21 protein-coding genes are annotated in these 24,451 nt (G+C 64.9%); 10 read left to right on the top strand and 11 right to left on the bottom strand.

Annotated elements, in window-relative coordinates; all coding sequences use genetic code 11:
- The first annotated feature begins 7 nt into the window (after positions 1-7).
- The 4 genes from BGP00_RS00870 to BGP00_RS00885 all read left to right on the top strand — a co-directional run bounded on the left by BGP00_RS00870 (position 8) and on the right by BGP00_RS00885 (position 3,521).
- Positions 8-715 carry a biotin--[acetyl-CoA-carboxylase] ligase gene (locus BGP00_RS00870; RefSeq protein WP_292692769.1) on the top strand — a complete coding sequence of 236 codons (708 nt, stop codon included), beginning with the start codon at positions 8-10 and terminating at the stop codon, positions 713-715.
- Between the two features lie 25 nt (positions 716-740).
- The gene (locus BGP00_RS00875) at positions 741-1,520 is read left to right on the top strand and encodes a type III pantothenate kinase (protein WP_168602400.1); all 780 of its coding nucleotides are present in this window, start codon (positions 741-743) and stop codon (positions 1,518-1,520) included.
- 115 nt (positions 1,521-1,635) lie between these two features.
- Positions 1,636-3,240, top strand: coding sequence for a ribonuclease J (locus tag BGP00_RS00880; RefSeq protein ID WP_292692772.1), 1,605 nt, complete (start codon positions 1,636-1,638; stop codon positions 3,238-3,240).
- Entirely contained in the window at positions 3,237-3,521 is a 285-nt protein-coding gene (locus tag BGP00_RS00885) for a DUF1467 family protein (protein ID WP_168602402.1), read from the top strand. Before BGP00_RS00880 ends, BGP00_RS00885 begins: the two co-directional genes overlap by 4 nt.
- A gap of 10 nt (positions 3,522-3,531) precedes the next feature.
- Here the strand turns inward: BGP00_RS00885 and BGP00_RS00890 are convergent, their stop codons facing one another.
- Entirely contained in the window at positions 3,532-5,883 is a 2,352-nt protein-coding gene (locus tag BGP00_RS00890; RefSeq protein WP_292692775.1) for an ATPase, read from the bottom strand.
- Positions 5,884-5,954: 71 nt separating this feature from the next.
- Here BGP00_RS00890 and BGP00_RS00895 point away from each other — a divergent pair, with 71 nt between their 5' ends.
- The 4 genes from BGP00_RS00895 (at position 5,955) to BGP00_RS00910 (ending at position 9,934) form a co-directional block, all read left to right on the top strand.
- Positions 5,955-6,257, top strand: a complete 303-nt coding sequence (locus BGP00_RS00895) for an Hpt domain-containing protein (RefSeq protein WP_168602404.1) — start codon at positions 5,955-5,957, stop codon at positions 6,255-6,257.
- Between the two features lie 108 nt (positions 6,258-6,365).
- A complete protein-coding gene (locus BGP00_RS00900; protein ID WP_292692778.1) occupies positions 6,366-7,601 on the top strand; it encodes a hypothetical protein in 1,236 nt (411 codons plus the stop codon).
- Positions 7,602-7,637: 36 nt separating this feature from the next.
- Complete coding sequence (locus tag BGP00_RS00905) at positions 7,638-8,570, top strand: hypothetical protein (protein WP_168602406.1); 933 nt, start codon at positions 7,638-7,640, stop codon at positions 8,568-8,570.
- The gene (locus tag BGP00_RS00910) at positions 8,567-9,934 is read left to right on the top strand and encodes a HAMP domain-containing sensor histidine kinase (protein WP_168602407.1); all 1,368 of its coding nucleotides are present in this window, start codon (positions 8,567-8,569) and stop codon (positions 9,932-9,934) included. Before BGP00_RS00905 ends, BGP00_RS00910 begins: the two co-directional genes overlap by 4 nt.
- Before the next feature lie 306 nt (positions 9,935-10,240).
- Here BGP00_RS00910 and gltA read toward each other — a convergent pair whose 3' ends face one another.
- Positions 10,241-11,524, bottom strand: coding sequence for a citrate synthase (gene gltA / locus BGP00_RS00915; protein ID WP_292692782.1), 1,284 nt, complete (start codon positions 11,522-11,524; stop codon positions 10,241-10,243).
- A gap of 36 nt (positions 11,525-11,560) precedes the next feature.
- On the bottom strand, positions 11,561-13,015 hold the full coding sequence (gene gltX / locus BGP00_RS00920; RefSeq protein WP_292692785.1) for a glutamate--tRNA ligase: 1,455 nt from the start codon (positions 13,013-13,015) through the stop codon (positions 11,561-11,563).
- Positions 13,016-13,186: 171 nt separating this feature from the next.
- Here gltX and BGP00_RS00925 point away from each other — a divergent pair, with 171 nt between their 5' ends.
- The gene (locus BGP00_RS00925) at positions 13,187-15,289 is read left to right on the top strand and encodes a ComEC/Rec2 family competence protein (RefSeq protein ID WP_292692788.1); all 2,103 of its coding nucleotides are present in this window, start codon (positions 13,187-13,189) and stop codon (positions 15,287-15,289) included.
- Here BGP00_RS00925 and lexA read toward each other — a convergent pair.
- The 3 genes from lexA to moaC all read right to left on the bottom strand — a co-directional run bounded on the left by lexA (position 15,283) and on the right by moaC (position 17,708).
- Entirely contained in the window at positions 15,283-15,966 is a 684-nt protein-coding gene (gene lexA / locus BGP00_RS00930) for a transcriptional repressor LexA (RefSeq protein ID WP_292692791.1), read from the bottom strand. The two genes, BGP00_RS00925 and lexA, sit on opposite strands and share 7 nt — an antisense overlap.
- Positions 15,967-16,032: 66 nt before the next feature.
- A complete protein-coding gene (gene glp / locus BGP00_RS00935; RefSeq protein ID WP_292692794.1) occupies positions 16,033-17,238 on the bottom strand; it encodes a gephyrin-like molybdotransferase Glp in 1,206 nt (401 codons plus the stop codon).
- Positions 17,235-17,708, bottom strand: a complete 474-nt coding sequence (gene moaC / locus BGP00_RS00940) for a cyclic pyranopterin monophosphate synthase MoaC (protein WP_292692795.1) — start codon at positions 17,706-17,708, stop codon at positions 17,235-17,237. The genes glp and moaC overlap by 4 nt, the downstream gene beginning before the upstream one ends.
- Before the next feature lie 92 nt (positions 17,709-17,800).
- On the opposite strand from moaC, the gene BGP00_RS00945 reads away from it, so the two are divergent.
- Positions 17,801-18,361 (top strand): ADP-ribose pyrophosphatase, encoded by a 561-nt coding sequence (locus BGP00_RS00945; protein ID WP_292692798.1) that lies wholly within the window; start codon positions 17,801-17,803, stop codon positions 18,359-18,361.
- Here BGP00_RS00945 and trpC read toward each other — a convergent pair.
- The 5 genes from trpC to BGP00_RS00970 are packed head-to-tail and all read right to left on the bottom strand — an operon-like array spanning position 18,358 to position 24,204.
- A complete protein-coding gene (trpC, locus tag BGP00_RS00950) occupies positions 18,358-19,146 on the bottom strand; it encodes an indole-3-glycerol phosphate synthase TrpC (protein ID WP_292692800.1) in 789 nt (262 codons plus the stop codon). The two genes, BGP00_RS00945 and trpC, sit on opposite strands and share 4 nt — an antisense overlap.
- Positions 19,143-20,138, bottom strand: coding sequence for an anthranilate phosphoribosyltransferase (gene trpD, locus BGP00_RS00955; RefSeq protein ID WP_292692802.1), 996 nt, complete (start codon positions 20,136-20,138; stop codon positions 19,143-19,145). The genes trpC and trpD overlap by 4 nt, the downstream gene beginning before the upstream one ends.
- A complete protein-coding gene (locus BGP00_RS00960; RefSeq protein WP_292692805.1) occupies positions 20,135-20,728 on the bottom strand; it encodes an aminodeoxychorismate/anthranilate synthase component II in 594 nt (197 codons plus the stop codon). The genes trpD and BGP00_RS00960 overlap by 4 nt, the downstream gene beginning before the upstream one ends.
- Entirely contained in the window at positions 20,725-22,251 is a 1,527-nt protein-coding gene (locus tag BGP00_RS00965; protein WP_292692807.1) for a chorismate-binding protein, read from the bottom strand. Before BGP00_RS00965 ends, BGP00_RS00960 begins: the two co-directional genes overlap by 4 nt.
- Before the next feature lie 27 nt (positions 22,252-22,278).
- Positions 22,279-24,204, bottom strand: coding sequence for a peptidyl-prolyl cis-trans isomerase (locus BGP00_RS00970; protein WP_292692810.1), 1,926 nt, complete (start codon positions 24,202-24,204; stop codon positions 22,279-22,281).
- Positions 24,205-24,451: the final 247 nt, after the last annotated feature.

Consider the following 24,451-nt stretch of genomic DNA (forward strand, 5'->3'; position numbering starts at 1 on the left):
TGCTTTGATGGAAATCATCGGCCTGACCGGCTCGACCAATGCTGACCTTGCGCAAAGGCTGACATCGGGCGAGCCGGTTGCTGAAGGGCATTGGCTGATCGCCGACCGCCAGAACGCGGGGCGGGGGCGCTTGGGCCGGGTCTGGAATGACGGGCTTGGCAATTTCATGGGCTCGACTGTGGTGCGTATCGATGCGCATCAACCGCCTGCTCCCAGCCTCGCGCTGGTGGCAGGCGTTGCCGTTCAGGCCTGTGTTGCCGATCTGGTGCCTCCGCCGCGCTGCGCCTTGCTGAAATGGCCCAATGATGTGCTGGTAGGGCAGGCCAAGGTGGCCGGGATCCTGCTCGAGGCGGTGGCCGGGTTTGTGATTGTTGGCATCGGAGTCAACTTGGCCAGCGCACCGCAATTGCCTGATCGTGAGACGGCGGCGCTCAGCGACTATGGCCCGGCGCCTGATCGCGATGCCTTCGCCATGAGGCTGGCGGCGCGGTTCGCGCAGGAACTGGCGCATTGGCGGCAGTTCGGTCTTTCCGCGCTGGTTCAGCGCTGGCAGGCTGCCGCCCATCCTATCGGCACCCCTTTGCTGGTCCGCGAGGCCGACGGGCAGGTGGTCAGCGGCAATTTTTGCGGGCTAAGCGAGGATGGGGCCTTGCGGTTACAGCTTTCGGGCGGCACGGTCCAAACCATTCACGCAGGCGACGTCGAACTCGCCTGATATAAGACAAGCGGAGAGAGGCGGCATGCTGCTGGCCATTGATGTGGGCAATACCAATGTCGTCTTTGCGCTCTATGACGGGCGCGAGATGAAGACGCGTTGGCGCATTGCTACCGATCCGCGCCGCACGGCCGATGAATTTGCGGTCTGGCTGCTGCAACTGATGACGATCGAGGGATATACCCGCGATCAGATTGGGGGCATGATCGTATCGACCGTGGTGCCGCGCGCGCTGCATAATCTTCAGGTGCTGGCCACCAAATATTTCGACACCGAACTGCTGGTCGCGGGCGTGGGCAAGGCTGATTACGGCATTGATGTTGATGTGGATTCGCCCAAATCTCTGGGTGCGGACCGCGCTGTCAATGCGATTGGCGCGCATGAGAAATTCCCCGGCGATCTGATCGTCGTCGATTTTGGCACCGCCACCACCATTGACCATATCGACGGGCGAGGGGCCTATAAGGGCGGGATCATCGCGCCCGGCATCAACCTCTCGCTTGATGCGCTGGTGGGCAATACGGCGAAATTGCCGCGTATCGCAATTGCCGTGCCGGAAAAGCCCGGCGTCATCGGGACGAATACCGAGGACCAGATGCTGATCGGCGTCTATTGGGGCTATGTCGCGATGATCGAGGGGCTGATCGCGCGGATGCGGGCCCAGATTGCGCGGCCGGTCACGGTGATCGCCACCGGGGGGCTGGCCGTTTTGTTTGATCATCAGCCCGGATTGTTTGACGTGGTCGAACACGACCTCACCCTTAACGGCCTGGCGCTGCTCGCCGAACGCTCGGCTACACGATAAACTGGCACACGATAAACGGAGAAGTACGATAGCGCGCAAGTCTGACAACAAGGATCCGTTCACGCCCGGCAAGGAATTGCTGTTTTGCGCGCTGGGCGGGTCGGGCGAGATTGGCATGAATGTCAATCTCTACGGCGCGCATGGCAAGTGGCTGATGGTCGATCTGGGCATGACCTTTGCCGGGAATGAATATCCGGGCAGCGAACTGGTCTTTGCCGATCTGGCCTTTATCGAGGAGCGGCGCGAGGATCTGGTCGGCATTGTGCTGACCCATGCGCATGAGGATCATATCGGCGCAGTGCCCTATTTCGCCGCCGATCTGGATGTGCCGCTTTATGTCACGCCATTTACCGCGAAACTGGTGGCGGCAAAGCTCGCCGAGGCGGGGATCGAGCGCGACGTTGAACTGAACGTCATCGACCATTTCGACCAGTTTGAGCTGGGACCTTTCGGCATCCGCTATGTGCCGCTGGCGCACTCGATTGCCGAGGGCCACGCGCTGCTGATCGACACGCCCTATGGCCGGGTGTTCCATACCGGCGACTGGAAGCTGGATGATGAACCGATCATCGGCACGCCCGCCACGCCCGCGCAATTGACCGCGATTGGCGATGAGGGCGTGCTGGCGCTGGTCTGCGACAGCACCAATGTGTTCAATCCCGCGCCTTCGGGCAGCGAGGGCGAAGTGGCCCGCGCGATGAAAGAGGAAGTGGCCCGCCACAAGGGCAAGCGCGTGCTGGTCACGACCTTTGCCAGCAATGTCGCGCGCCTGCACACGCTGGGCGAGGTGGCCAAGGCGACCAACCGGCGGCTTTGTGTCTCGGGCCGCTCGCTTGATCGGATCATTCAGGCGGCGGAAGGGTGCGGCTATCTGGGCAAATTGCCCGATATCATCGACCCGGAAACCGCGATGAGCCTGCCGCGCGGGCAGGTGCTGATCGTGGCCACCGGCGGGCAGGGCGAACCGCGCGCCGCCTTGGCACGCATTGCCGAGGGCAATCATCCGATCAAGCTGGAGTCGGGCGATGTGGTGCTGTTTTCCAGCCGCCAGATCCCCGGCAATGAGATCGCCATCGGGCGCATCCAGAACCAGTTGGCGGGCGATGGCATCACCGTCGTCACCGACCGTCAGGCCGATATCCACGTGTCCGGCCATCCGGGGCGGCCCGAGCTGGAGGCCATCTATAGCTGGTTGCGTCCCCAGATCCTGATGCCCGTGCATGGCGAAATGCGCCACATGCGCGAGCAGGCCAAGGTCGGCAAGGAAAGCGGCATTCCCACGCAGGTGGTGCAGAAGAACGGCGATCTGGTGCGTCTGGCGCCGGGCCGTCCGGGCAAATTTGCCGAGGTGCCGAACGGGCGTCTTGTGCTGGATGGCGACATTATCGCGCCCGCCGATGGCGAGGCTGTGGCGATGCGCCGCCGCCTGGCCTGGCATGGCGTGCTGATGGTGGCGGTTTCGGGCAGGGGCAAGCATCAGGATTACCACGTTCAGGTGGCGGGTCTGGGCCTGCCGCTGGTCGAGGATTATGATGCCTTTGTGGCCGAGGCGCAGAATGATGTGATCGAGGCGCTGGGCAAGCTGCGCGGACCGGACAAGCGCAATGAAAGCGCGATGGCCGAGGCGGCGCGTCTGGCAGCGCGGCGGGCGGCTGGGCGCTGGTGCGGCAAGAAGCCGCAGGTCAAGGTGATGATGATGGTGGAGGGGCTGGATCGGTGAAACCGGCCTCCATCCTTGCCATCTATCTGCTTTTCTGGGTCATTTCGGCCTTTTTGGTGCTGCCCTTCGGCATCCGCACGCCCGACGAGACGGGCGAGGAAATGGTCAAGGGGCAGGCCACCAGCGCGCCGGGCAATTTCCGCCCCGGCCGCGTGGCGGTCCGCGCAACACTGGTTTCGGCCATCCTGTTCGCGCTGTTTTACGCCAATTATGTCTATGATTGGGTGCGGATCGAGGATCTCGCACCCTTTCATATGCCTGCCTCGCTCGAAAAGGACTAGGCGCGTATCTCTAGGCTCTCAGGCGCTCGATAGCCTGTGCCAGCGCGACATAGAGCTTGCCCATATCCGAGGACAGCAGCGTCACCGTGATCGCGTGGCCATCGCGCGTCGAGAGCAGATGACGCAGCATCGCCTCGAAATCATGGATATAGCGGTTCACATGGGCCTGAAATGCGCCGTCATTCTCATAAAGATGCAGCACATGGCGCGCATCGCCCGTATCGAGCAGGCGCACCGCGCGGCGGGTGAAAATGCCCCGGTCGCCGCGCAGATAGGCTGCCCATGCGGTGTCGGCCACTTCGGTGTCCAGCGCGCGCGTAATGTCCACAGCCTTGGATTGCAGCGTGTCGGTGATGATGGCCATCCGGCGTGAGAAATCGCCGTCCATGCGGTCTTCGGCCTTGTCGCGCGCCTCGGCCACGCGGGTTTCGAGATGGGCGATCACGCTTTCCACCTCGCGCAGTTGATCGCGCAATTGATGCGCCGCCTCTCGGCTGATGCCCAACGCATGGGCTGCGGCCTGCTCCAACTGTCCGGTGATCTCGCTGGCCTTCAAGCGCATCGCGCGTTCCAGCGCCGCACCGCTTTCATTCGACAATTGATCGGCCAGCGCAGTGACATGCGCCGCGCCCTGACTTTCGATCAGGGCGAGGGTTTGCACCACGCTGCCGCCCAATTGGCGGATAGCCTCGCCCAATTCGCCCTGCGCGTCGCTGGCGATGCGCTGGGCCTCGCTCTCCACCTGCGCCAGATGGTCGCGCAGCAGGCCGACGGCCGTATCCTGCGCGCTCAGTGCATGGCCCACGCCCAAGGCCACACCCTGCGCCTGATCCATCCGCTGGGCCAGCATTTCGCCCTGCGCGCCCGCCTCGACCACAATGCCGCGCAAAGCCTGGATCCGCGCCTCAAACCCGGCCAATTGTTCCTCGCTCTGCGCCAGAGCGGGGGGCAGCGTCTCACGGCTGTGCAGCGCCGAGGATTGGATCAGTTCGAGCAGGCGCACACTCGATGCTGTCAGCTTTTCTAGACTCCTGTCGGTCTCGCCCAGACGCCGTTCCAGCCCTTCAATCCGCTGCTCCATCGCGCCCGACACCGCCACATCGGCTGCGGCAATCGCCTCCAGCCGCGCCTCGGCCTGCGCCAGACGCAGGCTTGTGGCCTCGCTCATCACGCCCAGCTTGCCCGCGCGCTCAATGGCGGCATCATGGCGCTGCGCCAATTCGCGGTCGATGCGCGACAGATCATTGGTCAGGCGCGCCGTCGCCGCCTGCCAGTCGCCCAGCGCCACGGCCTCGTTCTCGCGCAGCGAACGGCCGATCGTCGCCGCCTCATCGCGAAGGGCCGACAGGCGAGCGCGCAGCGAGGTCAGCGCTTCAGCCTCATCCTGATCCAGCCGGGCGCGGGTGGCGGCGATTTCATCGCCCATCGCGGCCGCGCGCCGCTGCAGCGTGTCGCGCGCCTCGACCTCATGCCGCTCCAGATCCAGCGCAAAGCCCGTCGAGCGAGCCTCCAGCGCGTCGAAGCGCCCGGTGATCACCGCGTCCAACTGCTGCGTCCGGCTCTCCAGCGCAGCCAGCCCGCTCTCGATCCGCTCGCGCAGGGCCGTCACCTGCAATTCGCTCGACTGGCCAAAATCCTGCAAACGTTCCAGACCTTTGACCATGTCCTGAAGATGGGCATGGGCGATCCGTCCGGCATTGCCGATATTGCTGGTCACATCCTTGGCCGCATTGGTGATGACGGGCAGATGGACGCGCAATTGTTCCATATTGTTCAGCGCGGCGGCGCTGACATTGCCGATCACCTCGACCTGCGCGGCATTGTCGCGCACCAGCGAATCGATGCGCCCGGCGCTTTGGCCGATACGATCAACGGCGGTGCGGCCCAGCGCATCCAGCTCACGTGTCTGTGCCGCCAGAAATTCGCGCGCCAGACTCAATTCGCGGTTCAGCGAGGTCAGCCGATCCTCCAGCGCCTGCGATTCGCGGCGCAGCAGCGCGGCGGCATCGCCAAAACGGCCAGCCTCGCGGCGGCTCGAGCGCTGCACGATCAGATAGACCAGCGCGATCAGCAGCACCGGCGGCGACCATCGCAGCGCCAGCGCGCTCCACGCCTCAGGCGTGCGCGCCGTCGCTATGGCCACGGCCTGACCAGCGGCAAACAGCGCGCTCCAACCCGCCGCCAAAACCAGCGCCACCACGGGAGGCAGCCATTCGGGCATCCGGCGCGGCGCAGGCCCGCCCTCATCCCAGCCGGCCTCTTCCTCGCCTCCTGTCAGCGCGTCTAAGGGTATACCCTTATTCACTTCTTCCTCGGAAGATAGCTGGGCCTCGATGCTGTAGATGGGTGTTCCGCTCGCCATCCTTCCTTGATAGCGCACAAGCCGCGTTTGGGGAAACACTGCTTTAACTTCTGCGGCGTAGTGTGCATCCCATGGCTTATGAAGCAGGTGCCCTTGACGCGACCCTCGCCGCCGCCGCCGGCGACGATCCGGTATTGATGCGCGAATTGCGCGCGAGCTTTCATGAAAGCCTCGCGCGACAGATCGACCTGCTGCGCCGGGCGCGCTGTGATGGCAATTGGGAAGTTGCCGCGATGCGCCTGAAAGGGCTTGCCGCCAGTTTTCAGGTCTGGCCGCTGATCGCTCTGGCCGATCAGGCGCTGGATGGCGCGCCGGGCGATCCGGTGGTGCTGCGCCAGTTGCAGGCTTTTCTGGATGAATTTCCGCTTGGTTGACCCTGCCGCGCGCATTCGGGTGTCGGTTGCGTATCGCTGCTTGGCATAATCGTTGGCCTTGATTACAACCCGCCCGGTTCGGCCAGATTGGCATTTCCGGAGAATGTTTTGCGCGTTGCGCTTTTATCCCTGATCGCGCCCGTCACTGGCGATAGTGGCGGGGCAGGTGGCGTCCCCGGCGGCGCGTCTCCCATTGCGCCGCGCGGATTGATGCGGCTGGGCGGGCATACGCTGGCGCGGCATCAATTGGCCATTGCGCTTTCTTTGGGATGTGACCGGGTGATCGTGGTGGCGCCGGGCGGGCTCGATGGGCTGCTGCCTTTGCAACATGCCGCCGAAAGCGCAGGGGCGCTGTTCCACCGCGTCACCGGCGCGCATGGCATTATGGGGCTGGTCAGCGCGCAGGACGAGGTGATCGCTCTGGGCGATGGCGTGTTGGCATGGCCGGATCTGGCGCAGGAGTTGCTGGCGACGCCTACCGTGCTGGTGCAGCCGGTCGAACAGGGGGTGGCCGCCGGTTTCGAGCGGCTCGATTTCAACTATGCCTCGGCCGGGGCGATGCGCTTTCCCGGCCGTCTGGTCGAGCGTTTGTCCGAATTGCCGGGCGACGTTGAACCCTTCGCCTGCCTTCAGCGAATCGCCTTGCAGGGCGGTGTGCCCCAGCGTTCGGTGCCCGACGAGGTGATCGCGCAGGGGCGGTGGAATCTGCTCCACAACGAACGCGAAATTCAGGCGGTAGAGCCGGACTGGATCAGTCATCATTTGTTCGAGGATGGCCCGCTGCAACCCTCTGAATGGCTTGCGGGACAGGTGGTGCGTCTGGCCGGACCTGCCTTGCTTGAGGCCGGGTCGGGCGGAACGGTGGTGGCCATGGCGGCGGGCGTGCTGGCCGCGCTGGGGCTGGTGGCGGGGGGCTTTGGTGCCTTGACCCTGGGGCTGATGCTGGTGGCGCTGGCGTGGCTGGGCTTTGCCTGCGCCTCGATGTTTGGCCGTTTTGAGCGGCGTTCGCTGCGTTTGCCCCGGCCGCGTATGGCTCCTGCGGTCACCTATCGCTGGATTGTCGATGGCGTTTTGCTCGCTCTGCTGGGGCTGGCCCATGGCGAACGAGGCTATGTCGCGGGCCTGTTTGCGCCGCTGATGCTGCTGGGGCTGATCCGGCTGGTGCCGGCGGTGGTGGCGAGTCGCAAGGCGGCGTGGATGGAGGACCGGGCGCTGCTGGCGCTGGTCCTTTCGCTGCTCTCGCTTCTCGGTTTGTTGCGTAATGGGGTGGCGGTTTTGGCGGTTGCGCTGCTGCTGGGCGGCATAATTATGGCCGGAAGGCAAAATCGGCTAACGCCAACTTAACTCCCTGTCCACTATAGTGGGCACATGACCGACCGTATGTCTGAAGCTCCTGGCAGGGATTCGAGTGATTCCTCGCTGCGCCTGCAACTGGCGCGGGGCGATGCTGTGGTGGGGTCGGTGGTGCCGGTTTTGCGGCATTTGCTGGTCTGCGGCGATCAGGGCCTGTTTGGCGACGATGTGCTGGCGCGGCTGCGCGCGATGCTCGACGATCTGGCGAATCAGCTGGAATATGCGCTGGTCGATGCGGGCGGGCGCGGCGGCATTATTGACATGCTGATGGAGCAATTGCCCGAGGTTCCCGGCCTGCTGGCGCATCTTCACGCGCTGGCGCTGGAATGGCAAATGACGCAGCGTCTGGCCGACCGGCTGGGGGTCGATCCGGTGGTTTCGCCTTTGTTGCAGGCGCTTATTGCATCGAGCGAGGCAGAAACATCGGCGCGTGGCATGAAATTGCTGGCCGCGCAGGCCCGTTTTGCCCAAAATCAGCGGCGGATGCAGTTGCCCCTGAGCGAGCTGCCCGCCGAATTGCTGCATGGCGTTCTGGTCGCGCTGCATGTTGCCGTCGAGGATGATGGCGAGGCTGCCGCCCGCGCCGCTCAGGCTTTGCGCGAACATTATGATGAGGCGTCGACTCGCCTTGGCCTGTTGGCGCGGCTGGTGGCAGCAATGGGCGCAGGGTCGGTGGCGGCGTTGGCTCTGGCACATGGCGGGGTGGCGATGTTCGCCTCTGCGCTGGCTTTGGCGGGCGATGGAGTCCGCGAATCGGTCCTGCTTTCGATGCGTGACGGGCAACAGGCGCGTTTGTCGGTGTCGCTGCGCGCGGGCGGGGCGAAACTGGGCGTGATTGAAGAAAATCTGCTCATCCTCCATCCGCAGACGATCCGCCCCGACGGTTTGGCGCGGCTCAGCGTTGAGCGCGCGGGCGAATTGCTTGTCGAGGCGGCGCAGGCTTTGGGGCGGCTTGCATGAGCGCGCCGGAGCGCATTCAGGTTGAGGCGCAAAGCGATGGTGAGGATCGGCTGCTAAGGGCGGACGAACCGCTTTCGGCGCTGCAGATCCGCTGTGGGGGAACGATTCCGGGCGCGATTGCCGTGCCGGAACTGCGCGAACTGGTCAGCAAGGCGCGAGGCTTTGGCCTGAAACTGGCGCGGCCGATCATCGCGCAGGATGGACAGGAAACCATCCGCGCATGGATCGAAGTGACCCCGCAGGAGGGCGGTTGCCTGATCATCCTGCGCCATTGGCAGGCGAGCAGTCTGCCGCCCGAACCGGCTGATCTGGCCAACCGGCGGCGTGTGGAAATTGACAGGGCACTGGCCGAATTGACCGCGCGGCTCGATCCGGGCCAGCGTCTGATGACGGTCGATGCTTCGGCCGGTGATCTGGCGCAGGTGGCGCAGGCGATGCGCGGCGGGCTGGGGCGGCCATGGACCGATTTTGTCGAATTGCCCGGCAGCGGGTTGCGCCAGCCTTTGCATTGGCGTCTGCTGGATGGTGCGGCTGTCGTGGTGCCCGGATCGCAGCGCGTGTGGCGCGCGACGATCCTGCCGCAAACCGGACCGGAGGGTGAAACGCTCGGTTTCGACCTGTGCCTGACCAGCGATCAGCCATTGCCGGAACCGGTCGAACCAGCGGCTCCTGCTCCCAGCCCGCCAAGCAAGGCCAGTTCGGTGATCGGCCGGGAAATGGCGCCTGTTCTGCGCCAGCCCATCGCGCGGATCATCGCCAATGCCGAAACCATCCGCACCCGCCGCGCGGGTCCGCTGACCGAGGAATATGCCGGTTATGCGGGCGATATCGCGGCGGCGGGGCAGCATCTGCTGACGTTGATCGAGGATCTTTCCGATATGGAGATCATCGAGGCGGAAGGTTTTGCCCCCGCGGCGGACCGCATTGACCTGGCCGATGTGGCGCGGCGGGCGGCGGGGATTCTGGGCGTGCGGGCGCGGGAAAAGAACATCACCATCCATGCGCCGGACGAAACCATGCATCTGGGCGCGGTGGGCGAATTTCGCCGGGTGCTTCAGGTGCTGCTCAATCTGATCGGCAATGCCATCCGCTACAGTCCGGAAAACTCGGCCATCTCGGTGCTGCTGACCGCTGGCGCGGGGCGCGCGCGGATCACCATCGCGGATCAGGGGCCGGGCCTTTCGCCGCAGGACGCCGCCCGCGTGTTCGACAAGTTCGAACGGCTGGGGCGCAGCGGGGATGGGGGCTCCGGACTGGGGCTCTATATCTCGCGGCGTCTAGCGCGGGCGATGGGGGGCGAATTGAGCGTTGAGGGGCATGAAGGGCAGGGCGCGCGGTTTGTACTGGAATTGCCGCAGGGGTAGGGGAAGAGTGCCTCCGGCGGGCAAAGGGCGGGGGCCCTTTGCAATCCCGTTAATTTGGGGTGGGTTTGAGGCCATTGTGCCATAATCATTAAAGCCTGCGGCGCAGTCAGAGGGCGCCGCAGGCTTTAATGATTCTACGCCGCGTCCGACACCCGGCGTTAAATCCGTGGCGCAACGCCGACAGTAATGGGAGCGCGAGGGTCTAGACCCTCGCATTCAACCCCTTTCTCAATACCCAAACCCCAAACAAAAACGCGGGGGAAAGTTTCCCTTCCCCCGCGTTCCTGAATAGTCGAGCCTTAAGGCTTAACGCTGGCCAACGGGCACGTAATCGCGCTGCGTCGGGCCGGTGTAGAGCTGGCGCGGGCGGCCGATCTTCTGGCTGGGATCTTCGATCATTTCATTCCACTGAGCCACCCAGCCCACGGTGCGCGCCAGAGCGAAAAGCACAGTGAACATGGTGGTGGGGAAGCCGATGGCCGACAGGATGATGCCCGAATAGAAGTCGACGTTGGGGAACAGCTTCTTTTCGATGAAGTAGGGATCGTTCAGGGCGATCTCTTCAAGGCGCAGCGCGGTTTCGAACAGCGGATTCTGAACGTTGAGTGCTTCGAACACTTCGCGCACGGTCTTCTGCATCACGGTCGCGCGCGGGTCGCGGTTCTTGTACACGCGGTGACCAAAGCCCATCAGACGGAACGGATCGTTCTTGTCCTTGGCGCGCTCGATATAGTGCGGGATCTTGTCGGGCGTGCCGATTTCGCGCAGCATATTGAGGCAGGCTTCGTTCGCGCCGCCATGGGCCGGACCCCACAGGCAGGCGATGCCGGCGGCAACGCAGGCAAACGGGTTGGCGCCCGACGAACCGGCGAGGCGCACGGTCGAGGTCGAAGCATTCTGTTCGTGGTCGGCGTGCAGGATGAAGATGCGGTCCATCGCCTTTTCGACGGCGGGCACAACTTCATATTCTTCGGCCGGAACGCCAAAGGTCATGCGCAGGAAGTTGCCGGCATAGGACAGCTTGTTGTCGGGATAGACAAAGGGCTGACCCACCGAATACTTGTAGGCCATGGCGGCAATCGTCGGGATCTTGGCGATCAGGCGGTGGGCCGAAATGCGGCGCTGCACCGGATCGGAGATGTCCGTGCTGTCATGATAGAAGGCCGAGAGCGCGCCGACCACGCCGACCATGATGGCCATCGGGTGGGCGTCGCGGCGGAAGCCTTTGAAGAAGCTGGAAAGCTGCTCATGCACCATCGTGTGGCGCGTGATCGTGCGCGTAAAGCCGTCCAGTTCGGCGGCGCTGGGCAGTTCGCCGTTCAGCAGGAGGTAGCAGACCTCCATGAAGGACGAATTTTCGGCCAGCTGACCGATCGGATAGCCGCGATGCAGCAGCACACCCTCGTCGCCGTCGATATAGGTCAGCGCGCTTTCGCACGATGCCGTCGAAGTGAAGCCGGGGTCATAGGTGAATGCGCCAGTCTGGGCATAGAGCTTGCGGATGTCGATAACATCCGGACCCACGCTGCCCTTCAGGATCGGAGATTCAACTTCCTTGCCCTCGACGATGAACTTTGCCGTATCACCCACCGCAACACTCCTTGTACTTTGGCTCTAAATATGGGCTCAAATGTTTGTGGTTTCCATTTGCTCCGCGATGCGCGCGAGGCTTTCCTCTCGCCCAAGTAGGATCAAAACGTCGAAAATGCCCGGAGACGTGGTTTGCCCGGTCAGCGCCGCGCGAAGCGGTTGCGCCAGTTTACCAAGACCGAGCCCAAGCTCGCCGGCCAGTGATTTGACCGTGGCCTCCAGGGCCTCGATTGTCCAGTGCGTTTCCTGCAACAGCGTTGCGTGTATTTTTTGGAGAATGGCGCGCGCTTCTTCGGTCAGCAGCGCGGCGGCCTTTTCCTCCAGCGCCAACGGGCGCGACACGAACAGGAAGCGCGCGGCGCCTGCCAACTCATTGAGATCCTTGGCGCGAACCTTGAGCACCGGCATGGCGCGGGCCAGCAGGCCGAGGTCAACCGGCAGATCGGTGATCCGCGCAGCCACCAGTTCGGCCAGACGCGCATCATCGGCTTCGCGCAGGTAATGGCCATTGAGATTGGCCAGCTTGGCAAAGTCGAAACGCGAGGCGCCCTTGTTCACATCCTTGATGTCGAACCATTCGATGGCCTGCGCGATCGAGATGATTTCCTCATCCCCATGACCCCAGCCAAGCCGCATCAGATAGTTGAGCACGGCCTCGGGCAGCAGACCCATGTCGTCGCGATAGGCATCCACGCCCAGCGCGCCGTGGCGCTTGGACAGTTTCGCCCCGTCCGCGCCATGGATCAGCGGGATATGGCCATATTCGGGATCGGGCCAATTGCCTTCGATGGCATCCATCGCGCGGATGATCACCAACTGGCGGAAGGCGTTGTTGATATGGTCGTCGCCGCGGATCACATGGGTCACACCCATATCGTGATCGTCCACCACCACGGCCAGCATATAGGTCGGCGTACCGTCAGAGCGCAGGATGATGAAATCATCCAGCTCGACATTCTGCACCGTGATGCTGCCCTGCACCAGATCGTCGATCACGGTCGCGCCCTCGCGCGGCGCCTTCATGCGCACCACATAGGGCTGACCCTCGGGCCATTGATCGGGCGTGGCGTCGCGCCAGGGCGACTGGATGCGGAACGGGCGCTTTTCGGCCTGCGCCGCCTCGCGCATTGCGGTCAGTTCTTCCTGCGTCAGATAGCAGCGATAGGCATAGCCCGCGCCCAGCAGTTTATGCGCCACCTCGGCATGGCGGGGCGAGCGTTCGAACTGCATCACCGCAGGCTGATCGCCATCAAGGCCCAGCCAGCGCAGACCGTCAAAGATCGCGTCAATGGCGGCATCGGTCGAACGCGCGCGGTCGGTATCCTCGATACGCAGCAGATATTGGCCGCCGGTCGCACGGGCATAGAGCCAGTTGAACAGAGCCGTGCGCGCGCCGCCAATATGCAGAAAACCTGTGGGAGAAGGCGCAAAACGGGTGACAACAGGGCGTTTGCCGGTGCTATTGCTGCCAGCCAACCCCGAACTTGTCATTCCCTTGTCCTTTCTGTCCTATAAGGGCCCATGGTTCCAGCGACCCACAGCAACACACAATCGGCAGAGCGTCCCGCCTCTTTGGGGGGGGATAGCGCTGCAACGCAACATGGCCCTTGGCGCAGCCGCGCGCGCTTGGCAAGTTTTGCTTTGGTCTTAGAGCATTTTCTGTTGAACGCTGGGCCGACCCTTGCGCCATGGCTGGCGGTGGGCATGGCGGCGGGTGTGGCGGGGTGGTTTGTTCTGGCTGACGTCAGGCAATGGATATATCTGATAACATTATGTTTATTGGCGGCGGCTGCGGCCAGTCTGGTTCTGCGCCGGAGTGGCGATTTGGTGTGCCTGCCTCGGGCGATTTTGTCGCTCTCTTTGTCGGTCGCGCTGGGTTGCGGTCTGGTCTGGGGCAAGTCGACCTTGGTCGGCGCGCCCGCGATTCCCGGCCCGTTGGTGCTCGATCTGCGCGCCGTGGTGCTCGAGCGACAGGAATTGACCGCCCAGTCGCGGATTCTGCTGGTGGTTGGCCTGCGCCTGCCGGGCGCGGATCGGGCGATCAAGGCACGGATCTCTTTGAAGTCCAATGAGTTGGCGCCGGGCGCGCGCGAAGGCGCGGTGATCCGGCTGCGCGCGCGGCTGTTTCCCCCGGCCCCGCCACGTCTGCCGGGGGGCTATGACTTTGCCCGTGCGGCGTGGTTTGACGGTCTGGTCGCCACGGGCAGCGCTTTGGGGCCAGTTCAGGTCGAGTCGCAGGGTACCGAGTCGGGCCTTGCGCCGTGGCGCCATGCGCTGGCGGCTCATGTGCGCGCGGCGCTGCCGGGATCGGCGGGCGGCATGGCGGCGGCCTTTGCCAGCGGCGAGCGCGGAGGCATCACACCTGCCGACGAGGCAGCGATGCGCGACGCGGGCCTGACGCATCTCCTGTCCGTCTCCGGTCTGCATGTCAGCGCAGTGGTGGCTGCGACCTATTTTCTCGCGCTGCGCCTGCTGGCCCTGTGGCCATGGCTGGTGTTACGGGTCCGCCTCCCCGTGCTGGCCAGCGGGATGGGCGGGCTGGCGGCGGTCGGCTACACGCTGCTGACCGGGGCGGAGGTGCCGACGGTGCGTTCCTGCCTTGGCGCGCTGCTGGCTCTGGCGGCGATGGCGGCGGGGCGGCGGCCCTTTTCGGTGCGTTTGCTGGCGCTGGCGGCCGGTTTCGTCATGCTGCTCTGGCCCGAGGCGGTGGTAGGGCCGAGTTTCCAGATGAGTTTCGGCTCGGTGCTGGCGATTGTGGCCCTGCATGAGGCGGCGCCGGTACGGGCCTTTCTCGCCCGGCGTCCTGAAGGCTGGTGGATCCGGCTGGGGCGCGATCTGGCGATGCTGTTGCTGACCGGGCTGGTGATCGAACTGGCCCTCATGCCGGTGGCCTTTTTCCATTTCCATCGTGCGGGCATTTATGGCTCGCTGGCCAATCTGGTCGCCATCCCATTGACCACCTTTGTCTCCATGCCGTTGATCGGGGCGGGCTTGGCCTTTGATCTGGTCGGGGCGGGGGCGCCCTTCTGGCATCTGTGCGGCTGGTCGCTTGATCTGCTGCTGGCGCTGGCGCGATGGGTGGCGGCGCGGCCCGATGCGGTGGCGCAATTGCCGGTGATGGGCGGCTGGGCCTATGGTTTGATAGTGCTGGGGATGCTGTGGCTGGCGCTTTGGCGGGGCAATGTGCGGCTCTTCGGGCTGGTTCCGGCGGTGGTGGGATGTCTGTGGCTGGCGCTATTGACGCCGCCCGATATGGTCATCACCGGCGATGGGCACCAATTCGGCATGATCGACCCGCAAAGCCGACAATTGCTGATATTGGGACAGGGCCGCTCCACCTATGCCCGCGACATGATGCAGGAGGCGATGGGCGCCAGCGGCGAGGCCATGCCTATCGAGCAATGGCGCGACGCGGAATGCAACGAGAGCTTTTGCCGCATCACCATCCGGCAAGGAGGCCGTGACTGGCGCATTCTGGCCGCGCGGGGCGGCGGTATGGTGGAGGAGCGGGCGATGGCGGCGGCCTGCGCCTATGTCGATATTGTCGTATCGCGGGTGGCGCTTTCGCCTTCGTGCCGCCCCCGCTTGCTGAGGGCCGATGAGCCTTTGCTCTATCGCACCGGCGGCCTCGCGCTTTATCTGGCGCAGGGGCGGATCGTCACCGTGGCGCAAAGTCAGGGCCAGCATCCATGGTGGCGCGCGCCCAGTCTGAAACCGCAGGAGGGAGCCATCGAGCCCCCTCCCGTCACATTGCTGGATCAGTGATAGCGGCGGAGCAATCCGGCCAGCTTGCCCTGCACCTGAACCTCGCCGGGCTGATAATATTGCGGATCATAGGCCGCATTGGCCGGATCGAGCCGCACCATGCCGCGTTCACGCCGCAGATATTTGAGCGTCGCTTCCTCGCCGCGCACCAGCGCGACCACGATCTCGCCCTCACGCGCGATATCGGTCTTGCGGATCAGCGCCAGATCGCCGTCAAGAATGCCCGCCTCGACCATGGAATCGCCCGACACCTCAAGCGCATAGTGATCGCCCGCGCCCAGCAGCGCAGCAGGCACCGGCAGCATTGTCTGCCCTTCCATTGCCTCGATCGGCACGCCCGCCGCGATCCGCCCATGCAGGGGGATTTCAATCACATCATTGGCGGGCGCGGGCGCTGCGGACCTGGCCAGTTCAACCGGCTTTTTCGGCGCGGCAGGCTTGGTCCCGACCGGGGGCGTAACATCCTCAGGCTGGCGCAAAACCTCCAGCGCGCGGGCGCGGTTGGGCAGGCGGCGGATAAAGCCGCGCTCCTCCAACGCGGAGATCAGCCGATGCACCCCCGATTTCGACTTCAGATCCAGCGCTTCCTTCATTTCCTCAAAGCTGGGCGAGACGCCGGACTCTTCGAGGCTGGATTGGATGAAGCGCAGCAATTCGTGCTGTTTGCGGGTGAGCATAGAAACCTCCCAACGGGGGTGTTGCGTGAACAATTGCGGAACAATTACGCAACCATTACCCTTTCGTCAAGCGCTTCCGCCATTTTCGATCAAATGGATGCGCACCGCGTCGCCCGCCGCCATCGCGGGAGCATGGGCGTCATGTTCGATCAGGCAATTGCTGGCCGCCATTGCTGCAAGAGCCGAGGAATCGCGCATCGGGCGCGGCATCACATCGCGACCGTCCCACCATCCGCGAATGAACTCGCGCCGGTCCGCGCCCGGCCCCAGAGGCTCGGTCAAATGCGCCATTGCCGTGCGGGGCAGGGGATCGCCCGCGCCCTGCATCGCGCGCAGCAGCGGCAGCAGGAACAGATGGGCGGTGACAAAACTCGACACCGGATTGCCGGGCAGTCCGATCACCACATGCTTCCCTCGCGTGGCCACCAGCAAGGGTTTGCCGGGCCGGATCGCAACCTTCCAGAAATCGACCTGCGCGCCCCAGCGGGCCAGCGCAGGCTGGATCAGGTCATGATCGCCCACCGAGGCCCCGCCGCTGGTGACGATCACATCGGCATCGCCCGCGCGCGCCAGCGCCGCGTCCAACGCGTCCAGATCATCGGCCACCGGCCCCAGACGCAGCACTTCCCCGGCCAGCCCGGCCACCATCGCCCCCAGCATCGCGCCATTGCTGGCGGGCAGGCGGTCGGGCGGGCAGGGCAGGCCCGGCGCGATTAGCTCATCCCCGCTGTCGAGGATCGCCAGACGCGGGCGCTGCCGCACGCAGAGCGCGCCATGCCCCGCCGCAATCGCCAGCGCCAGTTGTGCCGCACCGATCCGCGTACCTGCGGGCAGAACCATGTCGCCGTCGCGGAAATCCAGACCCTTGCGGCGGATGTGGCGCCCCTCCGGCTTGGGCGGGGTTCCGGTCAGGGTGAGGTGATTGCCTTCGCGCGCGGTGTCTTCCTGACACAGCACCACGCCCGCGCCCTCGGGCACCAGCGCACCGGTGGAAATGCGCACCGCCTGTCCGGGTTGAACCGCGCCCGCAAAGGGATGGCCCGCCGCGCTTTCGCCCACAATATCCCACGGTCCCGCCAGATCGCCCGGCGCCAGCGCATAGCCATCCATCGCCGACAGATCAGCGGCAGGTTGCGTGCGGCGGGCCAGCAGCGGCGCGGCCAGATAGCAGCCCAGCGCGGCCTCAATGGGCGTCTCCTGCGCCTGCGTCAGGCCGGCCAGCGCCAGGACGCGCGCCTGCGCCTCGTCCAGCGGCAGGGGCGCGCGGCTCATCTTTCCGCTTTCCAGTGGCCCGATTTGCCGCCGCGCTTTTCGATCAGTCGCACTTCCTCGATCACCATGCCCTTGTCGATGGCCTTGGCCATGTCGTAAATGGTCAGGAGCGCAAGGGAAACAGCAGTCAATACCTCCATTTCCACCCCGGTTTTGCCGGTCAGGCTGGCCGTGGCCGTGGCCCGGATCGCGCCTTCCTCAATGGCAAAATCGACGCTCACGCTGTGCAGCGGCAGGGGGTGGCACAAAGGGATCAGGTCGGCGGTTTTCTTCGCCGCCATGATCCCGGCGATGCGGGCTGCCGCCAGAACGTCGCCCTTGGGCACATCGCCGTCGCGGATCGCGCTGAGCGCCGCCGCGCTCATGCGGATGCGGCCAGCGGCAATCGCCACGCGCGCGGTTTCGGCCTTGGCGCCGACATCGACCATGCGTGCATGGCCCTGGGCATCGAGATGGGTCAATTCGCTCATGCTTCTCTCTTGCCAAAGCGGAGGCATCAGGCAACGAAGAAATGTGCGATCTGGCGTAAGCCTGCTTCAAGATTTTGAGGGAATAGGGAAATATGGCCGAAATTATTGCCCGGCAGCTGATCTACGATGGCTGGTATCGCTTTTCCCGGCTGGAATTGCGGATGCCCGACGGCACCGTGGCCGAACGGCACCTGATCGACAATGGTCAGGCGGTGGCGGTGCTCCCCTTTGACCGGGCGCGGCGGGTGGCGATGCTGATCACCCAGCCGCGCGCGGCGGTGTTGGATGCGGGCCATCCGCCCTTGCTGGAGGCGATTGCGGGCGGGCTCGATGGGGCCAGCCCGGAGGAGCGCATTCATGAGGAGGCGATGGAGGAGGGCGGCATTCGCCTTTCCGCGCTCGAACCGCTAGCCAATATCTGGCCCATTCCGCCGGTTTCGACCGAGCGGGTGATGCTCTATCTGGCCGAATATACTGCGGCCGATCGGGTGGGCGCAGGCGGCGGGGCCGATGGCGAGGATGAGCATATCAGCGTGGTCGAAATCAGCCTTGACGTCCTGCGCGACCGGGTGATGGCCGGCACGCTGGAGGACGCCAAGACGCTGATTTTGGCGCAGGCCCTGATGCTGCGCCATCCTGAACTCTGGGCTTAAAGACCCAGCAGGGCCTTTGTCGCCGCCGTCACGTCGGCCTGCCGCATCAGGCTTTCCCCGACAAGGAAAGTCCGCGCCCCGCAAGGGGCCAGACGCAGCAGGTCGGCATGGGTGTTGATCCCGCTCTCGGCCACCAGCAACGTGCCCTCGGGCGCCAGCGGAGCGAGGCGCTCGGTGGTGGCGATGTCGGTCTTGAAGGTCTTGAGGTTGCGGTTGTTCACCCCGATCAGGCGCGAGCGCAGATTGGCGGCGCGCGCCATCTCTTCCTCATCATGCACCTCGACCAGAACCGACATCGCCCGCTCGATGGCTGCCTGTTCGATCTCGGCCATCTGGGCGTCCGACAGCGCGGCCACGATGATGAGGATCGCATCGGCCCCAATCGCGCGGGCCTCGGCCACCTGCCAAGGATCGACCATGAAATCCTTGCGCAGGACCGGCAGATCGCAGGCCGCGCGCGCGGCGATCAGGTAATCCTCATGCCCCTGAAAATAGGGCGCATCGGTCAGGATCGAAAGACAGGCCGCGCCGCCCGCTTGATAGGCGCGGGCATGGGCTGGCGGATCGAAATCGGCGCGGATCAATCCCTTGGACGGGCTGGCCTTCTTGATCTCGGCAATCAGCGCGAAGCCACCCGCAGCCTTTGCGCGCAGCGCCGCCTCAAACCCGCGCGTGGGGGTCTGTTCGCTGGCGCGCGCGTCAAGGTCGGCCAAACTTGCCAAAGGCTTGCGCGCGGCAACCTCTTGGCGCTTGGTGTCGCAGATTTCTGTCAATTTGTCGGTCATTCGCAAGCCTTGATCCAGCAATCGAGCAGCCCCTTGGCCAGCCCCTTGTCAATGGCCTCTGCGGCCTCTTCGGCGCCCTCGCGCCAGTTCGAAACCTCGCCCGCGACCATCAGCGCGCCAGCAGCATTGAGCAGCACCGCGTCGCGGTAGGCCCCATGCTCGCCCATCAGCAGGCGGTGCAAAGCATCGGCATTATAGGCCGGATCGCCGCCCTTGATCGCTTCAACCGGATATTCGGGCAGGCCAGCGTCGGCAGGAACCACGCGCTTCATCGCCACCCCATCGCCGCGCACGTCGGCCACTTCATTGCCGCCTGCAAGGCTCAGTTCGTCCAACCCCTCATCGCCCGAAATGACAAAGCTGCGCTCGGTGCCAAGGCGGCGGATCGCTTCGGCATAGATCGGCACATAGGCCGGGCGCGCGATGCCCACCAGTTGATGGCGCACATTGGCCGGATTGGCCAGCGGCCCCATCAGGTTGAAGATCGTGCGCGTGCCCAGCGCCCGCCGGATCGGGGCGATATGTTTGAGGCTGGGATGATGCGCCTGCGCAAACAGAAACGCGATGCCGATCTCGCCCAGCGTGCTTTCCGCGCGCTCTCCGGCATGGGCCAGATTAAGGCCCAAAGCCTCCAGCGTATCGGCCGCGCCCGCCTTGGATGATGCCGCCCGGTTGCCATGCTTGGCCACCGGCACGCCGCAGGCCGCGACCACCAGCGATACGGCGGTGGAGACGTTGAGCGTATGATGCCCATCGCCGCCGGTGCCGCACACGTCAATCGCTCCCTCGGGCGCATGGACCGCGATCATCCGCGCACGCATGGCCCGCGCCGCGCCCGCGATCTCGCTCGACGTTTCACCGCGCGCCGAAAGGGCGACGAGAAAATCGGCAATCGCTTCGTCGGACACCTGCCGGTCAAGGATCGCGCCGAAAATGCTCTGCGCCTCACCCTCGTCAAAGGGATGGGCCGAGACTTCGGGCAGGGCGTTCATGCGGGCATACGGGCATCAATCCCGCACAGTTTCAGGTAATTGGCCAGCATCGCATGGCCATGCTGCGTGGCGATGCTCTCGGGGTGAAACTGCACCCCGTGGATCGGCAGGCTGACATGGCGGAAGCCCATTACATGCCCATCGTCGCTGCGCGCATTCACATGCAGGCAGGCCGGAATGTCGGTCACGATCAGCGAGTGATAACGCGTGGCGATGAAGGGCGAGGGGATGCCCTCGAACAGGCCGCTGTTGTCATGCGTCACCGGGCTGGTCTTGCCATGCATCAGGCCGCCGCGCTGCACCGTGCCGCCGAAATATTGCCCGATGGACTGATGGCCAAGGCACACGCCCAGCAAGGGCTTGCCGCTATCGGCCGCCGCGCCCACCAGATCTAGGCTGATCCCGGCCTCGTTCGGCGTGCAGGGGCCGGGCGAAAGCAGGAAGCCTGCCGCGCCGCTGTCAATCGCCTGCGCGGCGGTCAGCGCGTCATTGCGCACCACTTCGACCTCAGCGCCCAGTTCCATGATGTAATGGACCAGATTCCAAGTGAAGCTGTCGTAATTGTCGATGACGAGGATTTTATTATTCATTGCCCAAACCCCGCTTCCTGCGCCACGCGCACCGCCTCACGGGCGGCGGCAAAGAGGGCGCCGGATTTATGTTCGCATTCGCGCTGTTCATAGACCGGATCGCTGTCGGCCACGATGCCCGCGCCCGCCTGCACGTGCAACACGCCATCCTTGAGGATGCCGGTGCGCAGCACGATGCAGCTGTCCAGATTGCCGTCCGGCCCGAAATAGCCGACGCCGCCCGCATAGGCGCCGCGCGTTTCGCCTTCCAGTCCGGCGATGATCTCGCAGGCCCGGACCTTGGGCGCACCGCTGACGGTGCCTGCCGGGAAACCGGCGAACACAGCGTCAATCGCATCGGCGCGGTTGGTGTCCAATTCGCCCACCACGTTCGAGACGATATGCATCACATGGCTGTAACGCTCGATCGTATAGCTTTCGGTGACCTTGACCGTGCCCTTGGCGGCCACACGGCCCACATCGTTGCGGCCCAGATCGAGCAGCATCAGATGCTCGGCGCGCTCTTTCTGATCCTCCAGCAGGCTGATCTCATTGGCTTTGTCCTCGGCCGGGGTCTTGCCGCGCGGGCGCGTGCCCGCGATGGGGCGGATAGTCACCTCGCCATCGCGCACCCGCACCAGAATTTCCGGGCTGGACCCAACCACGGCAAAACCGGGCAGGTCGAGGAAATAGAGGAAGGGCGAGGGATTGACCCGGCGCAGCGAGCGATAAAGCGAGAGCGGCGGCAGAGTAAAAGGCGCGGTGAAACGCTGCGCCAGCACGACCTGAAAAATGTCGCCCGCCTCGATAAATTGCTTGGCGCGTTCGACCATCTCGCCATAGCGGCCCGGCGCCATCACCGGGGTCGGCATCGGCATGGGCATGTCGGGCGCGGCGCGCACAGGTTCGGGCGCGGGCGCAGCCAGCGCGCGCAGGGCCTCATCGATCCGCTCCTGTGCCACTTCCAGCGCAGCTTCGGGCGCGCGATCCGAAGGCCAGACCGGCGCAACGGCAAACAATTCATCGCCCAGCCGGTCGAACACAAGGATCACCGTGGGGCGGACAAACAGCATGTCGGGCAATTCCAGCGCGCTTTGCGGCGCGCGGGGCAGTTTTTCGACAAGGCCAAAGGTTTCATAGCCGAAATAGCCCACGATACAGGCCAGCGCGGGAGGCAGCGCGGCGGGCACATCCATCCGGCAGCTTTCGACCAGCTTGCGTAATTCGCCCAGCGCGTCGCCTGCCAGAGGCTCAAACGCCTCGCGGTCCTGCGCCCAGACGCGGTTGATTTCGGCGGCATGGCCGGTGGCGCGGAACACCAGATCGGGGGCCAGACCCAGCAGGCTGTACCGCCCCCGCACCTCGCCGCCCTCGACCGATTCGAGCAGGAAATCGCCCCGCTCGCCCGCGAACAGCTTTACCGCCGCGCCCACGGGTGTCTCAGTGTCCGCAATGACGCGACGCCACACCAGCGCCGGATTCCCGCCAGACAGCAAGGAAAGGGCGGCGTCCCAGTTTTCTGGGCGATGGGTGTTGTCGGTCATTGGTCTTTCGCTTTTTGGGATTGAACGTCAGTTGCCGCCGGCCAGCGTGGCGGCGACGGTCTTGATGGCGCTTTCGTTGCGCTCCACCTTGACTTCGGTGCGGATCGCGCGGCGCAGGCTTTCGGCCTGTTCGCGCGCGGCCAGATTGTTGAGCTCGCCCTTGACCTGCCCGACCAGCGGATCATTGGCGGCCACGGTGCCCGGCGTGATGGTTTTCAGCTGAACAGCCATAAAGCCCTTGTTGCCCGCAATCGGGATCAGCTTGGTCGTGCCGGGCGCCATGCCGAAGAACATGGCCACCGCAGGCGGGATCTGCCCACCGCGCGACATGATTTCCTCGCGGCCCAGATTCATCTGCTGAACCGGGGGCAGGGCTACGCCCAGCTTGGCCACTTCGGCGGCCAGATCGGCGCCCTTCTTGCCTGCTGCCAGCAGCTTCATCGCGGCGGCGCGCGCGGCGACCGAGCCCTTTTCAAGCTGGATGTCGGCCATCACCTGCGCGCTGATCTGGTCAAGCGGGGCAGGGGCGGCGGGCACGATCTTGGTCACGTCAAAGATCACAAAGCTCTTGCCCGCGACCAGTTCGCTGATCTGGGGCTGGCCCTCGTGGTCCATGCCAAAGGCGGCGGGCAGAATCGAGGCCAGTTCGGCCGGAAGCCCCATGCCAGCGGGCGTCTTGGCCGTCAGCAGCGGGGTTTCGGCCATGGTCAGGCCCAGTTCCTTGGCGGTATCGGACAGCGCGCCGCCCTTGCCGAAATCATCGTTCACCTTCTCGGTGAGAGCGGCCAGCGCTGCCTTGCGCTTTTCCTCGGTCAGGGCGGCGGTGATCTCGCCCTTCACCTGTTCCAGCGTGCGCGCAGGTTTGGCGTCGACGGCATCCACGCGCACCAGCGCCCAGCCCAGCGCGCCCTTGACCGGGCCAGCGATGGCCCCGGCCTTGGCGGCATAGGCGGCCTCGGCCACGGCGGCGCTGCTCTTGATCGTCAGGTCGGCCTTGCTGACCGCGCCCAGCGAGGCGACCGAAAGGCCCTTGGCCTTGGCGGCGGCCTCAAGGCTTTCGCCCTTGGCCACGGCGGCGGCAATGTCCTTGGCCATGCTCTCGCTGATGACGATGACCTGCGACACCTTGCGGGTCTCGCTGGCGCCATACTGGGCGGCATTGGCCTTAAATCGGGCGGCCACTTCGGCATCACTGGGGGCCGAGGACTGCTTGATGACCGATTCGTCGAAGCGGGCGTAACGAATCACGCGGCGTTCCGGCACGGTGTAGGCGGCCTTGTGGTTGTTGTACCACGCGGTCACTTCGGCCTGCGTGGGCAGGCCCTTGGGCGCGAAGGCGGCCGAGGGCAGCATGGCGGCCGAACCTGCGCGATGTTCCTTGAGCAGCGAGGCATATTGCACCACCGCGCTCTGGGGCAGGGCGGCGCCGAATTGCGCCGGGGCCAGCAACTGGCGCGAGACCAGATCGCGCGCGAAACTGTCGCGCACATCGGCATCGTTCATCTGGCGCTGGGCCAGAACCGAGAGATAGGCGTTCTGGTCGAACTTGCCGCCTGCGCCCTGAAACGCCGGGATCTTGGCGAGTTCGCTGTCGACCAGACGCTTGCCCGCAACGATGCCGACCTTGCGGCCAAAGGCCATCTGGGCCTCGCCGTCGATCATCTGGTCCAGCACCAGATCGAGCCCGCCTTCGGCCAGAAAGCTCTTCATGGTGACGCCGGGCTGCTGCTGGCGGGTGATTTCCACGGCCTGCTGCATCTGCTTGGTCAATTGCGCGGTGCCGATGGCGGTGCCGTCGACCTTGGCTACGCGGTCACCCCCGGTGATGCTGCCCGATGAGATCATGTTCGACACATCGCCTGCGGCAAACGCCATGGCCAGCATCACGATCAACCCCAGCGCGGCGAACACGCCCACCGAGGAGTGGAAGAACTTGCGGAACACTTGCAGCATCAAACCAACCCGTCACCGCGGCCCCGCCCAAAAGGCGCGCGCCGTCAAAACCATCAGCAGGCGGCTTTAGGCGGCTTGGCCGAATCCCGCAAGCGGCGCCATCGCGCAAATTTGTGGTGCCTTTATGCTGCGTTTGCGTCTTTTCGGTGGGTTGTCGACCACGCGCCTTTTGACAAGCGGCGCCTCCTTGCCCTAGGCGCGCATACGCATGCTGGGGAGGCGTGATGCGGCGCGGCCTGTTGCGGGC

Source organism: Novosphingobium sp. 63-713 (assembly GCF_001898925.1).
Taxonomy (GTDB): Bacteria; Pseudomonadota; Alphaproteobacteria; order Sphingomonadales; family Sphingomonadaceae; genus Novosphingobium.